Origin of the sequence: Polynucleobacter sp. UB-Raua-W9 (genome assembly GCF_018687435.1) — a bacterium.
Lineage (GTDB): Bacteria > Pseudomonadota > Gammaproteobacteria > Burkholderiales > Burkholderiaceae > Polynucleobacter.
In genome coordinates this window covers 610,364-631,708 of sequence record NZ_CP061290.1, presented here as the reverse complement: position 1 = coordinate 631,708, position 21,345 = coordinate 610,364, and the positions used below count along the sequence as shown (strand labels likewise).

Annotated in this window: 18 protein-coding genes; 7 read left to right on the top strand and 11 right to left on the bottom strand. The window is 46.0% G+C overall.

The window, feature by feature from the left end; all coding sequences use genetic code 11:
* The first annotated feature begins 50 nt into the window (after nt 1-50).
* Nucleotides 51-1,118 carry a tartrate dehydrogenase gene (locus AOC07_RS03300; protein ID WP_215293972.1) on the top strand — a complete coding sequence of 356 codons (1,068 nt, stop codon included), beginning with the start codon at nt 51-53 and terminating at the stop codon, nt 1,116-1,118.
* On the top strand, nt 1,115-2,077 hold the full coding sequence (locus AOC07_RS03295; RefSeq protein WP_215293971.1) for a tripartite tricarboxylate transporter substrate binding protein: 963 nt from the start codon (nt 1,115-1,117) through the stop codon (nt 2,075-2,077). The genes AOC07_RS03300 and AOC07_RS03295 overlap by 4 nt, the downstream gene beginning before the upstream one ends.
* A 70-nt stretch (nt 2,078-2,147) precedes the next feature.
* Here the strand turns inward: AOC07_RS03295 and AOC07_RS09430 are convergent, their stop codons facing one another.
* From AOC07_RS09430 to AOC07_RS03285, 3 genes are read right to left on the bottom strand one after another with little or no spacing between them, the layout of a single operon-like run.
* The gene (locus tag AOC07_RS09430; protein ID WP_256437852.1) at nt 2,148-2,273 is read right to left on the bottom strand and encodes a hypothetical protein; all 126 of its coding nucleotides are present in this window, start codon (nt 2,271-2,273) and stop codon (nt 2,148-2,150) included.
* Nucleotides 2,274-2,297: 24 nt separating this feature from the next.
* Nucleotides 2,298-5,816, bottom strand: coding sequence for an exodeoxyribonuclease V subunit beta (locus AOC07_RS03290; protein ID WP_251371719.1), 3,519 nt, complete (start codon nt 5,814-5,816; stop codon nt 2,298-2,300).
* Nucleotides 5,813-8,824 carry a PD-(D/E)XK nuclease family protein gene (locus AOC07_RS03285; RefSeq protein WP_215358143.1) on the bottom strand — a complete coding sequence of 1,004 codons (3,012 nt, stop codon included), beginning with the start codon at nt 8,822-8,824 and terminating at the stop codon, nt 5,813-5,815. Before AOC07_RS03285 ends, AOC07_RS03290 begins: the two co-directional genes overlap by 4 nt.
* 110 nt (nt 8,825-8,934) lie before the next feature.
* On the opposite strand from AOC07_RS03285, the gene trxA reads away from it, so the two are divergent.
* From trxA to AOC07_RS03260, 5 genes are all read left to right on the top strand, one after another.
* Nucleotides 8,935-9,261, top strand: a complete 327-nt coding sequence (trxA, locus tag AOC07_RS03280; RefSeq protein WP_215293969.1) for a thioredoxin TrxA — start codon at nt 8,935-8,937, stop codon at nt 9,259-9,261.
* 271 nt (nt 9,262-9,532) lie between these two features.
* Nucleotides 9,533-10,795: a transcription termination factor Rho gene (rho, locus tag AOC07_RS03275; RefSeq protein ID WP_011903147.1), complete on the top strand. Its 1,263-nt coding sequence runs from the start codon at nt 9,533-9,535 to the stop codon at nt 10,793-10,795.
* 153 nt (nt 10,796-10,948) lie between these two features.
* Nucleotides 10,949-11,296 (top strand): type B 50S ribosomal protein L31, encoded by a 348-nt coding sequence (locus AOC07_RS03270; protein WP_215293968.1) that lies wholly within the window; start codon nt 10,949-10,951, stop codon nt 11,294-11,296.
* A gap of 101 nt (nt 11,297-11,397) precedes the next feature.
* A complete protein-coding gene (locus AOC07_RS03265; RefSeq protein ID WP_215293967.1) occupies nt 11,398-13,116 on the top strand; it encodes a glycosyltransferase family 39 protein in 1,719 nt (572 codons plus the stop codon).
* Nucleotides 13,117-13,119: 3 nt separating this feature from the next.
* Nucleotides 13,120-14,511 carry an MATE family efflux transporter gene (locus AOC07_RS03260; RefSeq protein ID WP_215358142.1) on the top strand — a complete coding sequence of 464 codons (1,392 nt, stop codon included), beginning with the start codon at nt 13,120-13,122 and terminating at the stop codon, nt 14,509-14,511.
* Between the two features lie 41 nt (nt 14,512-14,552).
* On the opposite strand, the gene AOC07_RS03255 is transcribed toward AOC07_RS03260, so the two are convergent.
* The 8 genes from AOC07_RS03255 to AOC07_RS03220 form a co-directional block, all read right to left on the bottom strand.
* Nucleotides 14,553-15,608, bottom strand: coding sequence for a hypothetical protein (locus AOC07_RS03255; RefSeq protein WP_215293965.1), 1,056 nt, complete (start codon nt 15,606-15,608; stop codon nt 14,553-14,555).
* Nucleotides 15,609-15,624: 16 nt separating this feature from the next.
* Entirely contained in the window at nt 15,625-16,215 is a 591-nt protein-coding gene (gene lpoB / locus AOC07_RS03250) for a penicillin-binding protein activator LpoB (protein WP_215358141.1), read from the bottom strand.
* Between the two features lie 35 nt (nt 16,216-16,250).
* Nucleotides 16,251-16,607, bottom strand: coding sequence for a YcfL family protein (locus AOC07_RS03245; protein ID WP_215293964.1), 357 nt, complete (start codon nt 16,605-16,607; stop codon nt 16,251-16,253).
* 12 nt (nt 16,608-16,619) lie between these two features.
* Entirely contained in the window at nt 16,620-18,260 is a 1,641-nt protein-coding gene (locus AOC07_RS03240; protein ID WP_251371718.1) for a hypothetical protein, read from the bottom strand.
* A 228-nt stretch (nt 18,261-18,488) separates the two neighbouring features.
* Nucleotides 18,489-19,487: a tripartite tricarboxylate transporter substrate binding protein gene (locus AOC07_RS03235; RefSeq protein WP_215358140.1), complete on the bottom strand. Its 999-nt coding sequence runs from the start codon at nt 19,485-19,487 to the stop codon at nt 18,489-18,491.
* 9 nt (nt 19,488-19,496) lie between these two features.
* The gene (locus AOC07_RS03230; protein ID WP_215293962.1) at nt 19,497-20,060 is read right to left on the bottom strand and encodes a disulfide bond formation protein B; all 564 of its coding nucleotides are present in this window, start codon (nt 20,058-20,060) and stop codon (nt 19,497-19,499) included.
* A complete protein-coding gene (locus AOC07_RS03225; protein ID WP_215358139.1) occupies nt 20,057-20,209 on the bottom strand; it encodes a DUF5993 family protein in 153 nt (50 codons plus the stop codon). Before AOC07_RS03225 ends, AOC07_RS03230 begins: the two co-directional genes overlap by 4 nt.
* 78 nt (nt 20,210-20,287) lie before the next feature.
* On the bottom strand, nt 20,288-21,343 hold the full coding sequence (locus AOC07_RS03220; protein ID WP_215358138.1) for an alpha/beta fold hydrolase: 1,056 nt from the start codon (nt 21,341-21,343) through the stop codon (nt 20,288-20,290).
* Nucleotides 21,344-21,345: the final 2 nt, after the last annotated feature.

Below are 21,345 nucleotides of genomic sequence, written 5' to 3'. Positions count from 1 at the left end.
GCTCTAGAGGCTATTACTGAAATAGCCCATATAAAAACAGTAGGAGACACATGAAGACGTACAAGATAGCGTCCATTCCGGGCGACGGAATTGGCAAAGAAGTAATTCCTGAGTGCGAAAAGGTTTTAACCGCCTTAAGCAAAAAACATCCTGAAGTCGCTTTTGAGTTTGAGCACTTTGATTGGGGTGGTGATTACTACCGCAAGCACGGCATTATGATGCCCGACGATGGCCTTGAGCCTTTGCGCTCTAAAGATGCCATCTTGTTTGGCTCGGCTGGTGATCCCAACATTGCGGACCACATTACTTTGTGGGGCTTGCGCCTCAAAATCTGCCAAGGCTTTGATCAGTATGCAAACGTGCGCCCTACTCGCATTCTTCCTGGTATTGAAACACCGCTACGCAACTGCAAGCCCGGCCAACTGGATTGGGTGATCGTGCGCGAGAACTCCGAAGGCGAATACTCTGGCGTAGGTGGTAGAGCACATCAAGGTCATCCGATTGAAGTGGCTTCTGATATGAGCATCATGACCCGCGTTGGCGTGGAACGTGTACAGCGCTTTGCCTTTAAGTTAGCGCAATCACGCCCCCGTAAACATCTCACCGTTATTACTAAATCGAATGCGCAGCGCCATGGCATGGTGATGTGGGATGAAATCGCCAATATCGTTGCTAAAGATTTTCCAGATGTTACTTGGGACAAAGAATTGGTTGATGCGGCAACGGCGCGCATGGTGAATCGCCCAGAATCTTTAGACACCATTGTGGCGACCAACTTGCATGCAGATGTGTTGAGTGATTTGGCTGCAGCACTAGCAGGTAGTTTAGGTATTGCGCCAACTGCCAACCTTGATCCAGAACGCCGCTATCCATCGATGTTTGAACCGATTCACGGTTCTGCATTTGACATCATGGGTAAAGGCCTCGCTAATCCAATTGGCACTTTCTGGTCTGCAGTGATGATGCTCGACTTCTTGGGCGAGAAAGCTCTCGGAGCAAAACTCATGGCCGCGATTGAAAAAGTCACGGCCAATCCGAAGTTGCATACCCGTGATTTAGGCGGCACAGCCATGATGAGTGATGTCACCAACGCAGTGATTGAGGAGATTTCTAAATGAAACTATTTCCATTGCTTCGCGTTTTACTGGGCACCTGTTTGATTTCTTGCGGCTTACTATCGGGAGCAAGTGCCCAGCCCTTCCCTGATAGAACCATTCAGTACATCATTCCTTTTCCTGCTGCCGGTGAATCTGATTTAGTAGCACGCTACCAAGCCGACATCTCTGCCAAGAAATTTAAGCAGCCCATGGTGGTCATGAATCGCGCTGGTGCTGGTGGCGCCTTGGTATGGAGTGCCCTCAATACCTACCCCGCTGATGGCACAACAGTGGTGGGCGTCAATATTCCCCATACGATTTTGCAGCCTCTTCAGGAGGGTATTCAGTACAAAACTGAGGACATTAATGCGATCTACTATTACCACTTCACTCCAGATGCTTTGATGGTTTCTGCGGATAGCCCTTACAAAACCTATCAAGAATTTATTGCTGCAGCGAAGAAAGAGCCGGGTAAGCTATCTTTAGCGGGCTCGGCCCAGTTCTCGGCCAATCATATGGCTGTTGAGCGTCTCAATAAGTTGGCTGGTGTCAAAATCAATTACGTTCCTTTTAAAGGTACGGGTGATTTGATTACTGCTTTGATTGGAATGCACGTGGATGGCGCCATGGGATATCTACCATTAGCCATTCAGCAAAAAGGCAAGGTGCGTACGCTGGCGATTGCGACTGAGAAGCGTAACCCCGCTCTACCGGATGTACCAACGTTCAAAGAGCTGGGTCTGAACTGGGTGGACGGTGCGTATCGTGGTGTAGCGGTTCCTAAAGCCACTCCACTGGTGCTACAACAAAAGATGTCTGACTACTTTGCAAAGCTCAATGCCGATCCTGAAACCAAGAAGAAATTAGAGGATGCTGGCTTTGTAATTGTGGATGTTCCTTTGGCAAAGATGCCAGCATTCATGAAAGAGAAAACAGCTCAAGCGATGGACGATGCCAAGAATGCAGGGATGATTAAGTAAGGTAATTCTTTAGCCCCAAATAAAAAACCACCGATGCGGTGGTTTTTTATTTGGGCGCCTGCTTTCTGTTTTAGCAAAAAGCAAATGCCAGAATTGCCGGATCATCTAGAAAGGCATTGGAGAGATAAACGCTGGCCCGGAAGATCCAAGGCTGCACAGTTTCTACTAGTTCGATAATGATGGGGAAGCGTTCCATGATTCAATAATAGCGCTTTATGCCTTACTTCACCTCAACCATCTCGCCCTTAGATGAAATCAAGTAAGCCTTGTTTGTTTTGTCTTTTCTGATGCGCGTGAGTTCAGCCTGGTAGCCCTGTAACTGCTTGCGATACTTTTCATACTTCTCACCACCTACTTCTGGGATGGTGAGCTTGTAATCGATGATGGCCAAGTGATCATCAAACTCAACCAATCTATCCATGCGGTAGCTCTTGCCTTGTTCACTAGCGATATCCAACTCATTCCAAGCCTGCACCCACTCGCCTGAGGTCAGATAGTATTTTAACTTTGGGGTTGTGAGTACTTTTTGGACGTGTGCAATAAGTTTGTTTGCGCCCCCCTGATCAACACCAAGCCAGTTCATGAGCTCTTGCTCACTTGGCATAGCTGGCTTGTTTTGATTGGCGGAGTCTGGGGTAATGAACTCGAGCAGCTTGTGGAAGTTTGTACCCTCTTCTAAGGTTTCTGGATCCGGCTCTTCTTTTGCTTGCTCCAAAGCTTTCGCCCTCAACTCTTGAGCTAATGCACCACTCTCAATCTTGGCAAGATGCTCTTGATGGGTAGTGATTGCACTACCCCACTCAACTTGAAAGTGATCAATCTTAAATGGCATGCTGCCACGCTCAACTTCAATCTCTTTTGTATCTATTGCAACACTTGGAAGGTTGAGTGCATCAATATCTAATGTAGGTATACCTGCTGCCAAGGCCCTGCCATACCAAGAGCGCTCTTTAATTCCAGATTTTGACTTCGCTGCGACACCGCTAATCCATAAGCCTTGTTTAGATCTGGTCATTGCCACATAGAGCAAATTCCAGTTTTCATTCTGACTGACTTCACCCTCTTTTTTAAATACCACGCTACGTTCGCCTGTTAGAGTTTTAGCGGTATACATAGAAAGATGGGTTGGACTATTCTGCTCTGGTGGCCAATCTAACAACACCCCTCGGTGCGGCGCTTTCCACTCCGTATTATTGGCATCAAGGATGAAAACAAACGGCGCCTCCAATCCCTTTGCACCATGAATTGTCATTAAGCGCACACGTCGATGCCGCTCCTCATCTGACATCTCACTATCTAGATCTACCTCGCCAATATCATCATCAGTATCAGTCTCAGTTTCCGCTTCTACATCTCCCTCATCCGGCGTTTCATCATCATCACCACGCCGCATCGCATTCATTTCATCAATAAAGCGACTCAAACTAGGATAGCGTCCACCATCCTGATTTAAAGCGAGCTCTAAAAAGGCGTCTAAATTAGCTAACACCTGTGCACGAGCTAGATCATGCGCAGAAATGGCGTAACTCACTCGTAAATTACTCTCGTGATAAATCAAATCTAACAAGTCATGCACAGGCAATACCTCGCCCAGACCACGCCAATGTTCTAAATACCGCGCAGCCTTTTGTATTGGTGGATTCTGGCTAGCCTGCAAAGCATCCCACCATGATGAAAATCCGTCAGCCATGCTCTTACGGAGCTCTTGCATTTGCTCTTCAGTAAAACTAAAAATAGGACTACGCAATACTTGCGCTAAAGGCAAATCATGTCTTGGCGAAACTAATACCGTTAACAACGCAATCAGATCATCGATCTCAAGAGTATTTAACAAACCACCTAAGCGCGAACTGTCATAAGCAAGGCCTGCATCACGCAAAGCCTTTTCATATTGGGGTAAAAATTGGCGTCGCTTCACCAATAAAATGAAATCGCTCCCCCTAGCCTCACGCCAGAAGTTTTTTCCATCTTTTTTATCCATCACTTTGCGAGTAGCTATGATGTGATGAATCAAACGAGCAACGACTTCCCCTTCTTCATAGCGTTGCTGAACACTTGTAGTGCTCTCGGCATCCTCAATAGGGCCATCAAACGCCGTACCATTTCGCTCTACTATCGACGGATCTTTGCGCTCTATCAAAGGCAATAGGTAAGCTTCACCAGTTGCAGCGTAGTCGTGCTCTGAAATGCCTTCTAACAAAGGTTTCCAGGCAGTTTCCTGTTTTGTATACCGATAGGTATCAGGCAAAGGCCCTGCCAAGAAAATCTTATTCACTGCTTCATTTATAGCAAGCGCATTACGGCGTGTCGTATTTTTATTTTGGGCTTTAGCCTTAAGCTTAGTCTCTAAAAATATGCGGGCACTCTCAAATAATCTTGGGTCCGCACGGCGGAAGCGATAAATCGATTGCTTTGGATCGCCCACGATAAAAATGCTTGGCATTGAGCCATCATCGCCATATCCCGCTAACCAAGCGCGCAAAATCTGCCACTGTAGTGGATTGGTATCCTGAAACTCATCAATCAGAATATGTTTATATCTAGCATCTAATCTGGCCTGTAGATAGGCAGCATTATCGGGGCTCGCCATTAATTGGCTTACGCCAATTTCTAAATCATCAAAGTCCCGAACGCGCATGGCTTCTTTAGTTTTTTCCATATGAGCAAGCATTGCTTCACTCATAGCAAACCATGCATCATTTAAGATATGCATCAAATGCTCGCCCTGCCACGCAAATAGGGCTTCATAGGCATCTACCCACCCCTGACAAATCGCAGTAAATTCATCAGGATCCCCACCGATACTCTTGATGTACTTAGTCATAGGAACGGAGGGCTTTGCAATAGTAGTTAATGGAGTACGTTTTTGGGTAAAAAAGTATGTCTCCCATTGATCAGCAATATCCATCACGGATCCACCTGCCATATGGTCCTTGATGACCTCCTCAATATAGGGGGTGCTTCCTATTTGGGTTGGAGTTCCGTTGCAAAAACATTTATAGAGAAACTCTAAATTCGTTTTTGTCTGGGGTTGCCTCCAAAGTGCCTCAAGGGGGTTTAAGGTTCCCAAATGCGGCAGTATTCTTTCTAAGCACTCAATCGGTTTAATGTGCTGTTTCTTGCAAGACTCTTGGAAAAATGTCCATGCGCCTCTTTGCTTGAAAAGACTATAGTTACCCATCAAGAATTTTTGAGTCTCTACCGCACCAAACTCTTCCAACAAAACGTCGTAGTGCTTTTGTAGATCATCAGGTAAATCGCCCCACCAATCCGCCATACATTCTTCTTGCAAGCGCTTGGCATCCTCACGCAAGCTAAAGCCTGGCTGAACCTCCGCAGATACAGGCGCAGCCCCCAATAGGCGGCCAAACCAGCGATGGAAAGTGTCTATAACAACTGCCTGCGGGCTTGCTAATACATTTAAGTACAGCGCTCTTGCCTGTGGGAGTAATGCAATGGCATCTTTTCCATCTAAACCTCGCTCTACCAACTCACTGATCAAGGTAGCATCATCGCAGGTAGAAAACTCCTCTAGCAATTTATAAAGGCGATCGCGCATCTCCTGCGCAGCTTTGCGAGTAAATGTCAGTGCCAAGATTTGCTGTGGTTTTGCGCCGGCTAGTAGCAAACGAATCATGCGTGATACCAATAGCCATGTTTTGCCACTTCCAGCGCAAGCGGAAACAATTACCGATTCAGCGGGATTGCAGGCTATGGCGGTTTCTAACTTATCGCTCACCACATTCCCTTTCTGCAAACGCCTCTTGCTTCACAGTATTGACATACGCTATCGGGGGCGAATGCCTTCATGGGTTTGCGCGCCCATAAATCATTCAAGTCATTAACTACCTGTTCGGAAAATTCCGCCATTACTGCAGGCATATCCTCAACTGGATGAACTCGAACAATCTTTTCTGCGTCCTTCACGTCAGCTCTCAGAGTGACCCATTCGGCCTGCTCTACCTCTCGCCCAGGAATGCGAGCTTCAACAGGGTTCTCGGTTGCGCCCCTGGCATAAATCAATAACTGTGGATCATCCAGAATATTCTCTGCACGTTGAGTAATTTTCTTTATCTTCTGGTTTTTATAGTCGATCACCGCAGCTGCACTGGCATCGGACTCATGAATATCAAATCGATCAGCACGCCCGGCAATCCGGATATCTTGCTTGATTCCGTTGGGATCGGTAATCGACAAAGTAAAACCAACAGACAACTCAGCATCATGGTAGCGCCAACCTTCATTCTCACGCTTTAGTTGCCAATCGACAAAACTGGGTATCTGTTTTTGCCAATCCCGTAAAGTTCCCAATATTCTGGCATCACCAGCAATTAGCTTCTCGAATTCTTTGTCAGAAAACTTCATGAGATGCTCAATCATCCATTGACGTCTTGCATCCGAACCGCCATGAATAGTTGAGTGCGATTTTTTTTCTTCCGTTTTAAGTGCCTGAAAAAAGTTTCTCAATAGGGCATGCAAAGTCTGGCCAGCCAAAGAGGCATCAAAGCCCTCTTCGAATTCTTTTACCTTACGCAAACCCAATAAATTACTTACGTAGTAACGATAAGGACAATCTCTCAAAGCCTTATAGGCACTTGGCGAAACCGTAGTTGGGATTCTCAAATCTAGATCTGGAATACTTACCGATTTTTGAATAGGCTGTGATTGTCCTTCAAATGGCTTGAGTTTTACTTCCACCACTTCCCATGGAATTTTCTTTTTGAGCACGACTTGTAAGCGTTGAATCCAAGCAGATGGCCTTAAGGGTTCACCACTTTTACTCTTGCTTTGCCAAATTAAATCTACGCTCTTACAGGTTACTAATAGCTGAGAAAGATCTCGAGCTTGTTGAATGTATTGCGCAGTAATAGTCGATGACTTTAGATAACGATTGAGCGCATCCGAAAAAAACAATGGTGGCTCAGAAAATGCTGGCAATTGTTGCTCATCGCAACCTATGACAACTACAGCATCAAATCCACGTAGGCGTGTTGAACTGAGAGGCAAAATACTCAAAGTAGCCTCTGCTTCTTTGCCGGCCTCCTCATAAGCAGCTTCTTCGATCACCGTTTTGAGAAGACTCAACCACTCTGGTAATCGCATCTTCAGATCTTTGTATGGCCCACCACTCAGATCGAAGCGTTTAAGAACCTCTAAAAGCTGCTTACCGGCAGCATCTTTCTCAAGTCGCTGAGCCATGCCAGCCTCCTCAAGGCTATTTTGAAGCTGGGCATAGGCACTTGAGCATTCAAGAAGCGGTGACTGCCAAGCTAAATGCAGCTTTTTAGCAAACTGGATTAATTTTATGAACTGCTCATTTGGTGAACCGCCATGCGTACTGGCATATCCATTAGCTTTATCAATTGCAGCAATAAATGTTTCCCAGCCAGACTTTGCTTGACTAGCAAGCAAGATATCTTCGAGCTGCGTAATGAGGTCAACACAAACCTGGGGGCTATTTTGCAGGCTGCGCGCTAAATCAAAATAAGGGTTTTGCAAAAACTCGAGTAAGACGTTCGCACTAGGACCTTCCTTAGGCGCACGGATCAACTCCAGCAAACTATCAAATGCTGCTGCCGCTCTTGTAGTTGATAACTTCCAACCCGTTTCATCACGGATACGAAGAGAATTCCCAAGGCGGCTTAGAAGTGCACGTGCACGGCGTGCTGCCAAACGATCTTGCGCTACTAGCGCAATATTTTTCTTCTTATCGACTAAATGCGACTCGATTGATTTTGCCGCTACCCATGCCAACTCCTCAAAACGTCTTGCTGCTAGCAAGCGCCAGCCTTCATGACGACTTGAGTTGATATTGCGCTCAACCTGCTGTTCTTCTGATGTATCTGCAATAACGATTTCGCCCTCGGCGTCTTGCCCGCAAAGCGCCTCTGGCCATAAAGCAACGGTTTGCCAATCAAGACTGACGCGTACTACTGTCGCATATTGAGCGTACTCACGTAGGTAGCTATCGATTAACTCCTGATCTACAGGCTTTGGGTCTGCAGTTTGCACCCAGATAAATGGGCGTGCTGTGCCTGGACTATTTTTTGCATTTTCTTTTGCTGCTTGCAGGTGAGTAGCCATGGCCAAATGCTTACGAATAATAGGATCGCCAATGCTGGTGAGGTAGCGCCAGAATGTTAAGAGGACCGCAGACTCTTCATCTACGATATTACGCGAGAGACCTACGTAAGCTTTTGCAACTGCCTGATCTAGTACAAGCTCCACTTTTTTAAGCCAAGCTTGAGCATCTAGCGAGTGCGCCTCTAATAAGGTATTGAGCTCGTCTTGCAACTGGGGCACCACTAATTCAGACAAGGCATCACATGCATCAATAACTGCTTGAGCCAATCCCCACGCACCCGAATTGCTCTCTGCTTTAAACCAAGCTTTGAGCTTGGGATGTTTGCGCAGATTGATATAGACCGATAACCATCTTTCTAGATCGCTTTGTTTTTTCGGAAACTTCCATGCACCTGGCGCTGCTTCTAACCAATCAGCAAAACTAATGACTTGCGGCAAGAAGGCAATCTTGCTAGGCAGATCTTTTGGTCGGTGTTGTTCTAAGGCTGCTCTTACCCCAATGAGTGGACCAGCAGTACTCAGCAGCACCAAAGGGCGTTGATTGGTTTGCACTGCACAATCCCAAATACCTTTAGCCAGCTCGGTCAGCGCTTGGCTATTGGGCGTAATGCTCCAATCAAGCGGATGCTTTTGCTTTGCAATAGTGGGGAAAGGCTGAGGCATTAATGGAGTAATTTATCTATTTTGAGCAGAACGTTCTGCTTATTGCTAATATAAGCGTTGTAACGCCATAATTAAATAACTCGCTAAATAAGTCTAAATAAGGAATTTTCATGAGTGCCGGCATTAAACATGTAACTGACGCTTCTTTCGAACAAGACGTCCTCAAGTCCGATAAACCTGTTCTGCTCGACTTCTGGGCTGAATGGTGTGGTCCTTGCAAAATGATCGGGCCAATCCTAGAAGAACTCGCTGGCGAATATGGCGAAAAATTACAGATCGCAAAAATGAATGTGGATGAGAACCAAGGTGTTCCAGCCCAATTCAACATTCGCGGTATTCCGACCTTGATCCTATTTAAAAATGGCACTGTAGCTGCTCAAAAAGTAGGCGCTTTGGCCAAATCTCAGCTGTCTGCCTTTATTGATAGTCATCTGTAAATAGTCTCAAACCACAGGTTCACACCCTGAGCCTGTGGTTTTTACATGCATCAAGTACTTGTAAGGCCCGTTTTTTAGTGTAGTATTACATCTAAGAGTAGTTCAGCGCTTTCACAACAGCGTTCATTTCCAGCAATTTATCCCCTCCCCTTTCTTAAGCAAATTCCCAAAATTCTGTTTTTCCACATCTGCGTGATCTAAATCAGCGCGGCTATATCCCAAAACAAATTTCCCTTATTCATTTTTATCTTTATCAACACCTGAGAACCACATGCAATTAACTGAACTTAAAGTCCTCCACGTATCCGCCCTGCTTGAAATGGCAGCCAGCCTGGAGATTGAAAACACCCAACGGATGCGCAAACAAGAATTGATGTTCGCCATTCTCAAAAAACGTGCGAAGGCTGGTGAAACAGTATTTGGTGACGGTACTTTGGAAGTTTTACCCGACGGCTTTGGGTTCTTGCGTTCCCCTGAAGCCTCTTATATGGCTTCTCCTGACGACATTTATATCTCCCCCGCGCAGATTCGCCGCTTTAACTTACATACTGGCGACAGCGTTGAAGGCGAAGTGCGCACCCCTAAAGATGGTGAGCGTTACTTTGCGTTAGTAAAAGTAGACAAGATCAACGGTTTGGCTCCAGAAGCCCTCAAAAACCGCATCATGTTTGAAAACTTAACGCCATTGCATCCAAACCGTGTGATTAGCCTAGAGCGAGATATCAAGGCCGAAGAAAATTTGACTGGCCGCATTATCGATATGATCTCCCCGATTGGTTACGGCCAACGTGGTCTGATCGTGGCATCACCGAAGTCTGGTAAGACTGTAATGATGCAGCACATTGCACACGCAATTGCAGCCAATAATCCTGAAGCCATTTTGATCGTCTTGCTCGTTGATGAGCGCCCTGAAGAAGTTACTGAAATGCAACGCTCCGTTCGCGGTGAAGTTGTGGCCTCCACTTTTGATGAGCCAGCAGTGCGTCACGTTCAAGTTGCTGAGATGGTGATTGAAAAAGCGAAACGTTTAGTAGAAATGGGTAAAGATGTAATCATCTTGCTTGACTCGATTACCCGTCTTGCTCGCGCCTACAACACGGTTGTTCCCTCATCAGGCAAAGTACTCTCTGGCGGTGTGGATGCAAACGCTTTGCAACGTCCAAAACGTTTCTTTGGTGCTGCTCGTAATATTGAAGAAGGCGGCTCATTAACCATCATTGCTACTGCCTTGATTGAAACGGGTAGTCGTATGGATGACCTTATTTACGAGGAATTCAAGGGAACTGGCAATATGGAGGTTCACCTGGAGCGTCGCTTGGCTGAGCGTCGCGTTTACCCATCAATCAACCTTAATAAGTCTGGCACTCGTCGTGAGGAGCTTCTGGTTAAAGCTGAGAACCTCCAGAAGATCTGGGTATTGCGCAAATTGCTGGCTGATATGGACGATATTGAAGCAATGAACTTCATCGTAGATAAGCTCAAATCGACTAAAAACAACGGTGAATTCTTCGATCTAATGCGTCGCGGAGGCTAATTTAGGCGTCCCGGGGGCCATTTAGCCCCTTTTAGACCCCAAAAGTGAGCTTTGTTGTTGATTTCATGGCATAATTTCGCCTTTACTGCTTTTAACTTGGGAAAGTATTTAGGTTGTTTTAACTTAAACGGCTACCCGCTCATAGGACTCAAAATGAAACCTGGCATTCACCCCGAATATCGTGAAATCGTCTTTGTAGACGTTTCAAACAACTTCAGCTTTAAGACTCGCTCCACCATGTCCACTAAAGAGAAAATCAAGTGGGAAGATGGCAATGAATATCCATTGGCAAAGATTGAGACTTCATCTGAGTCACACCCTTTCTACACTGGCACCCAAAAAATCATGGATACGGCCGGTCGTGTTGAGAAATTCCGTCAGAAATTCGGTACTAAGGCTGTTGCTAAAGCTACCGGTGATGGCGCTGCTAAAACAGCTGAGAAAAAAGCTGCTGCTGCAGAAGCTAAAGCTGCTGAAAAGCCAGCTAAGAAGAAGGCTTAAATCACTTCAATTCGCAGGGTATTTGAAATACCTGCTCTGCGAGATAATCAAGGCAGCGTTTGCTGCCTTTTTTATTGCTTGTTTTTACTTAAATAGAGCTCATGGTCAAACTTACTGCCGCCGCTACTAAATCGATTCCGCGCATTATTATTTTTGCGCTGACTTTGGTTTATGGTTTTGTGGGCCTGTTCTTTCGTGATCCCTGGAAGAATGAAGATGCCATCGGCTTTGGCGGTATGTGGACCTTATTTCGTGGCAATTCAATCGACTGGATAGTTCCGCACTTAGCTGGTCGCGATGTTTCGCTGGGCGCACCGCTGCCCTACTGGATTGGCGCCACCTTTATTGATTTGTTTGGCTGGCTCATTGGCGCCGCTAATGCAGCTCGCCTTTACTCTGCCGTTTGCTTTTTCTCTGCTGCCTTAGCGATTTGGTATGCCACCTATCTCTTAGGTCGCCGTCGTGAAGTCCAGCCAATGGCACTTGCTGTTGGTGGGCAGCCTGATTTAAAGAGTTACGGCATGACCTTGGCAGACGGTGCACTCCTCATCTTCCTGGCTTGCGTTGGTTTAGCTCAACGCGCCCACGAAACCACGCCGATGATGGCGCAACTCATGGGCATCAGCATCGTACTCTACGGCACAGTACGCGGTCTCGATAAACCATGGCAAGGCGGTCTCTGGACTGGTCTTGGGATTGCCATTGTTGCGCTCTCTAGCAATCTCACCCTAAGCTTAATCATTGTTAGTTCAACTATCATCGCCGTTTTAGCGAGCAATGCGAAGCTACGTTTTCGTTGGACGTTTACTAGTACTGTGCTGGGTCTTATTGGATTTGCGATTTGGCCCATGATTTGGTACCTGGCAGATCTTCCGGTTTATTGGCGTCACATTGCCGAAGAAGGCTGGCGGAATCTTCCGGAAATGAAAGCTACTCCCTCAATTGAATCATTGGGCTTCTTAAGCATCAACTTCTGGGCCTATGCGTGGCCTGTTTGGCCACTAGCAATCATCTCACTTGCTCACTGGGGCAGAGCGAAGAAGGCTGGCGCATGGCGCGCTCCACATCTTTGTATTCCCCTTAGTTTATTTATTGGTAGCTTCATTTATGTCTTGTTTCGCTCAGAGGCGAATGAGCATGACTTGATGATTTTGATTCCAAGTCTTGCAATCATTGCCGCCTTTAGTCTGCCTGTTTTAAAACGCAGCCTGATTAGCTTTATTGATTGGTTCGCAATGTTCAGCTTCACCATCATTGCTATCGCCATTTGGATTATTTGGCTGGCAAAAGTGACCGGCTACCCAGAATCGACTGCCGCAAACCTGGCTAGACTTTTACCTGGCTTTACATTTCAATTTAATTGGTTTGCTTTTGTGATAGCGCTCATCATTACTGGTTTATGGCTTGCAGTTGTGCGCTGGAGAACCTCTCGGGCCCCTAAAGAAATCTGGCGCTGCCTTATCATCTCGGCATCTGGCACAACTTTGATGTGGGTTTTATTGATGACCCTATGGTTGCCAACCATTAACTATGCCAAAACCTATCGCCAGGTATCGGCTCGTTTAGCTCAGGTAGTTCCAGCTGGGGCTGGCTGCATTAACACCAGCAATATTGGTGATTCCCAGCTTGCCTCTTTTAGCTACTTCACTACACTTTCTCTACGCGATGACTCTGACTGCCCCTGGATGTTGACTCACAACCAATCCGAAGCTAAAGCTTATGCCAAATTGAATAATAAAAAACTGCATTTACTTTGGGAAGATCGTCGCGCTGCTGACCGCGATGAGCGCCTGCGTCTTTACGAAGTTATTCCGGAATAAATAGTGCTGCACTTCAAACTATCGCGCCTGCGCGAGGATATTCCCGCCTTACTCAAGCTTGCCGGCCCCTTACTCATTGGTCAATTGGCAGTCATTACCTTTGGCGTATTAGATACCGCCATGACAGCACGCTACTCTGCCGAGGACCTTGCCGCCCTGGCGATGGCCTCAGCAATATTCATCAGTATTTATGTTGGTCTCACCGGCGTGGTGTCTGCTCTTGCACCAATTGCTGGACAACTCTTTGGCGCTAAACGCTATTCCGAAATCGGCGAAGAGGTCAGACAAGCTACTTGGCTTGCACTTGGCCTGACTATTCTTGGCTGTTTGATTTTGACCAATGCAGATCATGTGCTCGAGATTTCTCACCTGAGCCCGGATATCGAAGACAAGGCAAAGTTGTATCTCAATATCCTGGCAATTGGATTACCTGCCAGCATGGTGATGCGCGTATTAATGGCCTTACACAATGCCGTCTCTCGCCCCGCCATCATTACTATCGCTCAACTCATTGGCCTAGGCCTCAAGCTACCTTTGAACCTACTCTTTATTTATGGCGGGTTTGGGATTGAAGGCATGGGCGGCCCAGGATGCGCAGTAGCTACTGTGATCATTAACTGGACTTGGATGCTCTTAACTCTAGGCTTTGTAATGTTTGATCGCTTCTATAAACCTTTTGCGATCTTTGCACGTTTCAGTCTGCCTGATTGGCATCGAATTTGGATATTGTTAAAACTTGGTGCGCCAATTGGCTTTAGCTACTTAATTGAGGTCACTTCATTTACCTTTATGTCACTCTTCATTGCGCGCTTAGGAACTACTGCGCTTGCAGGGCATCAAATTGTGGCCAACATGGGTACCGTAATTTATATGGTGCCACTCTCCCTTTCGATTGCAACCATGACATTGGTATCGCAATCAATTGGGGCTAACAAGCCAGAGCGCGCCGAAGAAATTGGTTGGTCCTCAGTGGTCTTTACAACCGCTACGTGTATCACGATTGGTATCGCAGTCTGGGTTTTCAGAATGCAGTTATTGGATTTATATGATCCGCCAGCAGAAGTGAGGGCCTTTTCGATTCCACTCTTTTTGTTTATTGCGTTCTACCAAGTCTTTGATGCCCTACAAATCACTGCGGCATTTATTTTGCGTGCCTATCGTATTGCCTTTTGGCCAATGCTCATCTACGCAGGATCATTGTGGGGCGTTGGCCTTGGTGGCGGCTACCTCATGGGCTTCAATGTTTTTGGCAATGTGCCCACCTTCTTACAAGGTGCTAATGGTTTCTGGGCTGGGAACAGCATCAGCCTTGGCTTGGCGGCGTGTCTTTTACTCTACCTCTTTAGAAAAACAGCGGAGCGCTATGAAAAAACGCATCCGCCGCTTGAGGTATAGCAGTCCGCCTACTTGCTGCTTAATTGCTGCTTAATTGCTCCTTACTTATAAACCTTAAGAGTAGAAGCATCGTCGTCTAGACGGCGCTTGAGATTGCGCTCGTAACCAGCAGATCCTGGATTATTGGTAATAAAGTTTTGTGCCGCTAAGTTTTTGCGAACATCTTCCGCCAAATCCAAAGAAGCCAACTTCATCAGTTTTGCCATGCTAGGCTTAAAGCTATTGTCTTTGCCATCAATGCGCACTTCTTTGCCATCACCGGAGGCAATAAATGAAGCAACGATCTGATTGGTTTGGGTGTCAACCACATTAAAGTCGACCACCACTTCTAAGATCACTTGTTGGGCGCTAGATTTAGTGCCCGGGATATCGTCTACGTTATCGGTTATTGATACTTCTGCCAACACACCATAGAGCACATAGTTGGCATCTGTAAAATCACCAGCCTTAATGCGTTTAACGATATCAAAGTACTCATCACCTTGATTGGGCATCGCTACTGTCGGCTTTGCCTGGACTACCTTGTAGCCAGATTGAATTAACAAGCCCCGTATGGGGTTTGCTAAGTAGCGCAACTCGCCATATTCCATCTTGCTCTCATAACCAGACTTCTTAGAAGTTTGGGTTTCAGAATCAGAGCTATTGCTCGATGTTTGAGGATCTGTAGGGGTCACTACTGCAGGAGGAGTAGCCCCTGAGGCAGTTAACTTTGGATCCGCCAAGTTAGTGAACTTCACTGGAAATTGTGCAGAATTGGCTCCACCAGTTAAAGCAGAAGCATCAGCCTTATCTGCATCGACCTCAATTGTCTTAGGGGTGATGGTTGAAGTGACATTGTTATTAGTCTTATGACGAGTCTCTTCAATGAAGACTAAGTTCTTACCTTCTTTTTTAAAGTAAATATCCGTTACTGCAATTGACTTGGATTCCGCCTTTAGAACCTCAGCATCAATCACTGGATTTTTAGGCGGATCAGCCGGAACCCTTCCAACAATCGCCTGCTCTGGAACTGCTACAGGTGGCTTAGAGGCGCAGCCAGTCAATAAGACCAGCCCAAAGCCCGCACAAACTAGAAACGATTTTTTAAGCAATTGCATTAATTGACATCCTTAGTTAGCGAGTTGCAGTCTTACGAATCTCTTTTTCATCAGCCCACTCAAGCAGACCTGATTCATTATTGATGAGATTTAAGTTAAAGACATAGTAAACATCCTTTACGTCTTTAGTATTTTTCACGATAGAAGCAATTGAGCCTTCAATACGGTACTGGGCGCCCTGCATATTGCCAGTTTTAGCAATGGCACTGTTCTTGTACAGGCCCGATTGATTCTGACGTTTTAACTCATCGGTTTGGTTTTGCATTTCGGTAATGCTCACTGCAAAACGTACCTGGCCACTCTTCATCAATTGCGTCCGGATCTTGTCGGTAATCACACGCGTATCTATGTATTCAGAGGTCTTGTTTTTCACGTCGGCCAAAGTCACGATCGGTGCATCCTTACTTCCAGAGATGGCTTTTGATTGAAGGAGCGATCTCGTCATGGCTTCAGCAATCATTTGCAGATCAGTTGAACCGTAATTGGCATTGATAGTCTCAACAGCCTTGGCATCGCCATAGCGCACTTGCGGTCCTGAGCAAGCTGTCAATAAAAGTACAGACATTGCAAATGCGGATAAGTAGATAGTTTTAGTGTGAATTTTCATAATCATTTTTTAATTAATAAGGTTTACTCTGAGGTTTACTTATATTGATTTAACTCGAATCGAAAGTCAGTGGCATCTGGTGTTGGCGCAATACCCATGATAACGGTCGACTGACCTTTAGCAATAGTTACCGGCTTCCAAGCCTCTTCATCGGTCACCGCCATGCCATTTTTTCCAATCCACTTGAAGCGGTAGGAAACTAAGTTGGATGTACTGTCATTCTGAATCGTGACCTGCGCTGTCAGTACACCATTGCGCATCAAACTGCGCATATCAGTAATCTGAATACTGTCTGTGTCACCCATACGTACCGTCATCTCCTTCATGGAAGGCGTTGAGCTGCAGGCAACCAATGCAATTGCTGCCAATAAGATCAATAGGTATTTTTTCATTCTGGGTCTTTCTTAATTAAAAAGCTGCTGAAGGCTGTTGAGAAGGCTGGGTGGCTCATAAGGCTTCAACCCTTCCATATTAACGCTTGCGGGACTAGGCGTGGGGCTTGTAGCTGGGGGTGCGGCTTGGGATACAGCCTCTACCGGCGCAGTTAACTCTTCTGGCTTTGTACCCTCAAACCCAAGTATTTTCTTTAATCCAGTAAAGCTACTCTCTTTAGGCTTGGCCTCTTCAATAGCAGGTGATGCAATTACCTGTGACTTAGGAGGAAGCGCTGCCGGATCATTGGAAATCAAGACCGTTGCTTTATTTCTGAACATACGAATGTAGACTACGTTGTAGCCACCCACTAGATTTACTGTTTGGCTTTGGATAACTCCGTTTGGTAGGGTAAATTTGAGAACGGTGGGCCCAATCGGCAAGCCCATTCTGGCCATATAGGTTTGAGCCGGCAAGGTTGACCAATGACGCACGTCCGTCACATTGATCGCTTGCAGGCCATAGCCAGTGATCATTCCTGCGATAGCACCAATAATGGCGGCGGTATTGTTTTGGTTGTTCTGGTTGTTTTGGTTATTTTGGTTATTTCTTCTGGCCGCTTGTTGCGCAGCTTGATCAGCTGCATATTGTGCTGCTAGTGACACAAGGGCTCTCGAGCTTGCCCTGAGAACATAGCCTGGCATCTCGTCCTTCAAATTCTTCCTTGCCATAGCATCAATATTGCTCACCAATTCTGGGTTAGCGATGCGATCACCAAGTTGCACGAAATAAGGCGTGAAACGATCGCTTGATTTTTCTATAACAGGGAAAGTGAGGGTTACTAATTTTGAATTCCCCCCAAAGGTAATCGACTGACTAATTTGATGGGGGCTAATTTTTGGGATATAGCCTGTATCAATCATGATGAGAGTATCTGCAAGACTTTTTTTGCCTTGGTTGGCAATATTGGAATCTAGCTTTGCAATACTAGTCTTGAAAAAATTCACTGATGGGCGCAGTTCAATTGCAAGGCGGTATCCTGGGGCCGCCAAGCTGGCCTCCCCTTGCGATTCATGAATAAAGCCAGATAAATAATACGCCGCAGGATTTTGATAGGAATTTTTTAGATTACGCGTTTCATCATCGTCCAGTAAATCAACGGGATAGCCATTGATATCTTGGATACGACTAGTGGCGCCTCTGGTGCTTTGATTATTTTGTTGCTCTTGCTCTACTTTAGAGACCGCAGCCACCTTACTTTGTATGAGCTCCTCAATCACCTTTTCTCGTTGAGCCATTTTTTTTGCTTCGACCATAGCATCATTCCAGCGACCTTGCGCCAGATGATTTAATGCAATGGTCTGACTTAAGAGGCTTACCTCATAGGGCTTCGGATCATAATTACCGCTAAATCCCTCTGACAGGATATAAGAACTCATGTCGGTAAATGAGCGCTTGAGCTTATCCCTTGTCGTGACTTCCCATTGCTCCACCAATTGATCTGCTATTAATAAGTTTTGCGTACTATTTGGAATTTGACTAGCGCCCTGCAGTCGCTGAACCTCACCCAACTCCAGGTAATAGAGTGTATTTTTATCTTTAAAAACACTCTGAATGGTTGCTGCAGTGCTCTGCATATCACCATTCTTGAATAGATCCTTAGACTGGTTCATCTTGATTTGTTGATTCTGAGTTGCGCATCCCGCCAAAAGAAGAATGCCAAGAACAGAAATGATCAAGCCGAATTTAGAGAAGTCTAATGCTGAAAATTTAAGCAATTTGGTCGATGAATAGGGTGTAATTTCTTAGGCTTCAATCAAATCTACTGGGGTCGCAACGACTAAGCTGTTTCTTACCCTTATAACGCGCTAAATAGACATAGGCTGACAGGAAAAGAGAATTTAGGGCTCTACTTTGGCGCCAGACTGCTGAATGACTTTACTCCACTTGCGAGACTCTGCTGCAATCAATTTAGAAAGCTCCTGTGGGCTGCCAGGGGATGGATCTAAACCGCCCGCCAAGAGCCTACTTTTCACATCTGGGTTGTAGAGCGCCCTCTTAGTCAATTGATTGAGCCGTCTTTGAATAGCGGTTGGCAAATTTGCTGGGGCCATTAAAGAAAACCAAGAAACAGCTTCAAAACCAGGCAACCCTTGCTCGGCTAATGTGGGAATTTCTGGGGCGGCATGAGAGCGCTTTAAGCTTGTCACTCCTAAGGCTTGCACTTCCCCTGCTTTAATCAAGGGCAATGAAGAGGATAAATTATCAAAGAGCATCGAAATCCGTCCGCTCACTAAATCTGGCAAGGACTGAGCACGGCCCTTGTAGGGAATATGTCGAATCTGAATCCCCGCCATTTCTTTAAAAAGCTCGCCAGACATATGCAAAGAAGTGCCAACCCCCGATGATCCAAAAGTAAGTTGATTTGGCTTGGCTTTTGCAAGCTCAATTAACTCATGAACATTGCTAACACCCAACTGCTTGCTCACAACCAATACATTAGGAGTGCTCGCCAAGAAACTAATGGACGTGAAGTCCTTCACCGGATCAAAAGGCATTTTTTCATAAAGCGCACTATTGATCGCATGAATGCCCACAGTTCCAATCAATAAGGTATAGCCATCAGGATCACTTTTAGCTACGAGATCGGCGCCAATGTTGCCGCCGTAACCGGGACGATTTTCTACAAGTACTGGCACACCAAGATTTTGTTGCCAGTGTTCAGCCAAGACTCGCGCCAAGATATCAGGCGCACCGCCTGGGGGAAAGCTGACAATGATGCGGATAGCTTGCTTGGGCCAAGAGGTATCCGCTTTATTATTGAATTGTGCGTGAGCAGTAGCAAACCACAATAAGCCGAGAACTAAAATGCTCTTGGTTAGCCTTAAAAATAAGGTCATTACCGCCTATTAAAAACCAAATCGATTGCGCAACCAGAGCCAACCCTCATATCGCACTGGATCATCGGCGCAGGGGCCAACACCACACTCGAATAAGGTAGAGATCAAATTTCCTGCCACTAACAAGATAAAGATGATCACTAAGGCATTGGCAAACATCGAGCGAGAGCGAACATCGCGATTCGGCAACATCAATAAAATTGCAAAGCCCATTAAAAGGCCCATGTAACCTACAAAGGCCCAAGTATAAAAATGTAGCTCCAGAAAAGTAGCGCCAAAGCCTTTATCACCGGGCAAAACATGCAACAGCACTTGGCGTAATGAAACCATCATCCCCACTAGGCCGCCAATAATGCCCCAACCATAATGGGCAGCATGTGAACCACAGCGAATATTGAGAACCAAAGCAAAGCCAATGATCACAAATCCGATACGCTGCATTAAACAGAGTGGGCAAGGCAATTCACCGAAGTAGAGCTGATCAATAAAGGCGTACGACAGGACACCAACCACAGCGAGCAATGCTAGTTGATTACCAAGCGCAGCTAGGGAGGGAAAGGAAGTCTTACTCACAGACTGATATTGAGATGAGTAGTTGCATGGGAATGGAACCAGACAACTAATATGCCAACGGTGATGGCCAAGACAAATAAACCTGCAAGACGCTTCTCAAACCAGACCAAAAACAGTCCGATCAGCGCTGTCAGAAAAGGCAGGAACATATACATAGGAGAATTCTAGCGCAGGAGGCTCAAGATTGAACGAAATTAGCCTATTTTGAGCAAGGATTAAGGCGAATCTCAGTCCTTAGAGTTTAGAAACTCCACCACCGTCTTTACGAATAAATCTGGTACTTCGACGTGAGGTACATGACCCACACCATCTATGGGCACCAGTTTTGCGTTGGGTATTGCAGCTTGTGCTTTTTTGCCAAGCTCAGGGAAATTACCCAAAGACTTCACAGCCTCTGGTGGAGCAAAGCGACGACCAAAAACGGTCCTATCTTTTTGGCCAATTACCAACAACACTGGCATCTTTAATAGCGGCAAATCATTGACGACGGGTTTTTCTGCAATCATTTGATAAGTTAGGACAGAGGTCTTAGCGTACGCAGGATAGTCAGACCCTTTTTGCACGCGTACATATACCTCTACAAACTTTTCATAACCCGGCTGCCAATTAGGAAAGTAGCTTTGCAAGAAACGACGATAGCTCGCTTCTGTTTGCGCCATTTCTAGCTTGAGCAGATCGTCATTTTTCTGCGGCGGGATATCTTTGCTGTAATCCTCAAGTCCCAAAGGGTTTTCAAGGACAAGTTTTTGCACAGCATTAGGATACAGGCGGGCAAAACGAACGCCAACCATACCGCCCATCGAATTTGCAATGACTGAAACCTGTTTAATATTTAAAGACTGCAATAAAGCTTTGGTATTGGCAGCTAAATCATCGAAGTGATATGCCACATCTGGCTTAGAAGACTTACCAAAGCCAATTTGATCTGGGGCAATCACGCGATATCCTGCTTGAGTTAAGCCACCTATCGTAAGAGCCCAATAATCGCTAGAGAAGTTCTTGCCATGAAAGAGAAGTACTACGCCCTTTTGCTTACCAATGGCCGACACATCCATGTAAACCATACTGGCAGCTTGGCCTTGCAAACTAGTCTTGAATTCCTTAGTGGGATATGGATAAGGCCAATTGCTTAAGCGCAAATCTAATGGATCTGCGTTGCTATACAAGCTCACGGGAGCTGGAGTACTAACTATTGACTGCTCTGGGCTTGCACAACTAGCCAACAATAGTGCGGCAGTACAAACTACAGCAATGGTTCTAAGTAGCAGCTTCGTTGCAGACATAT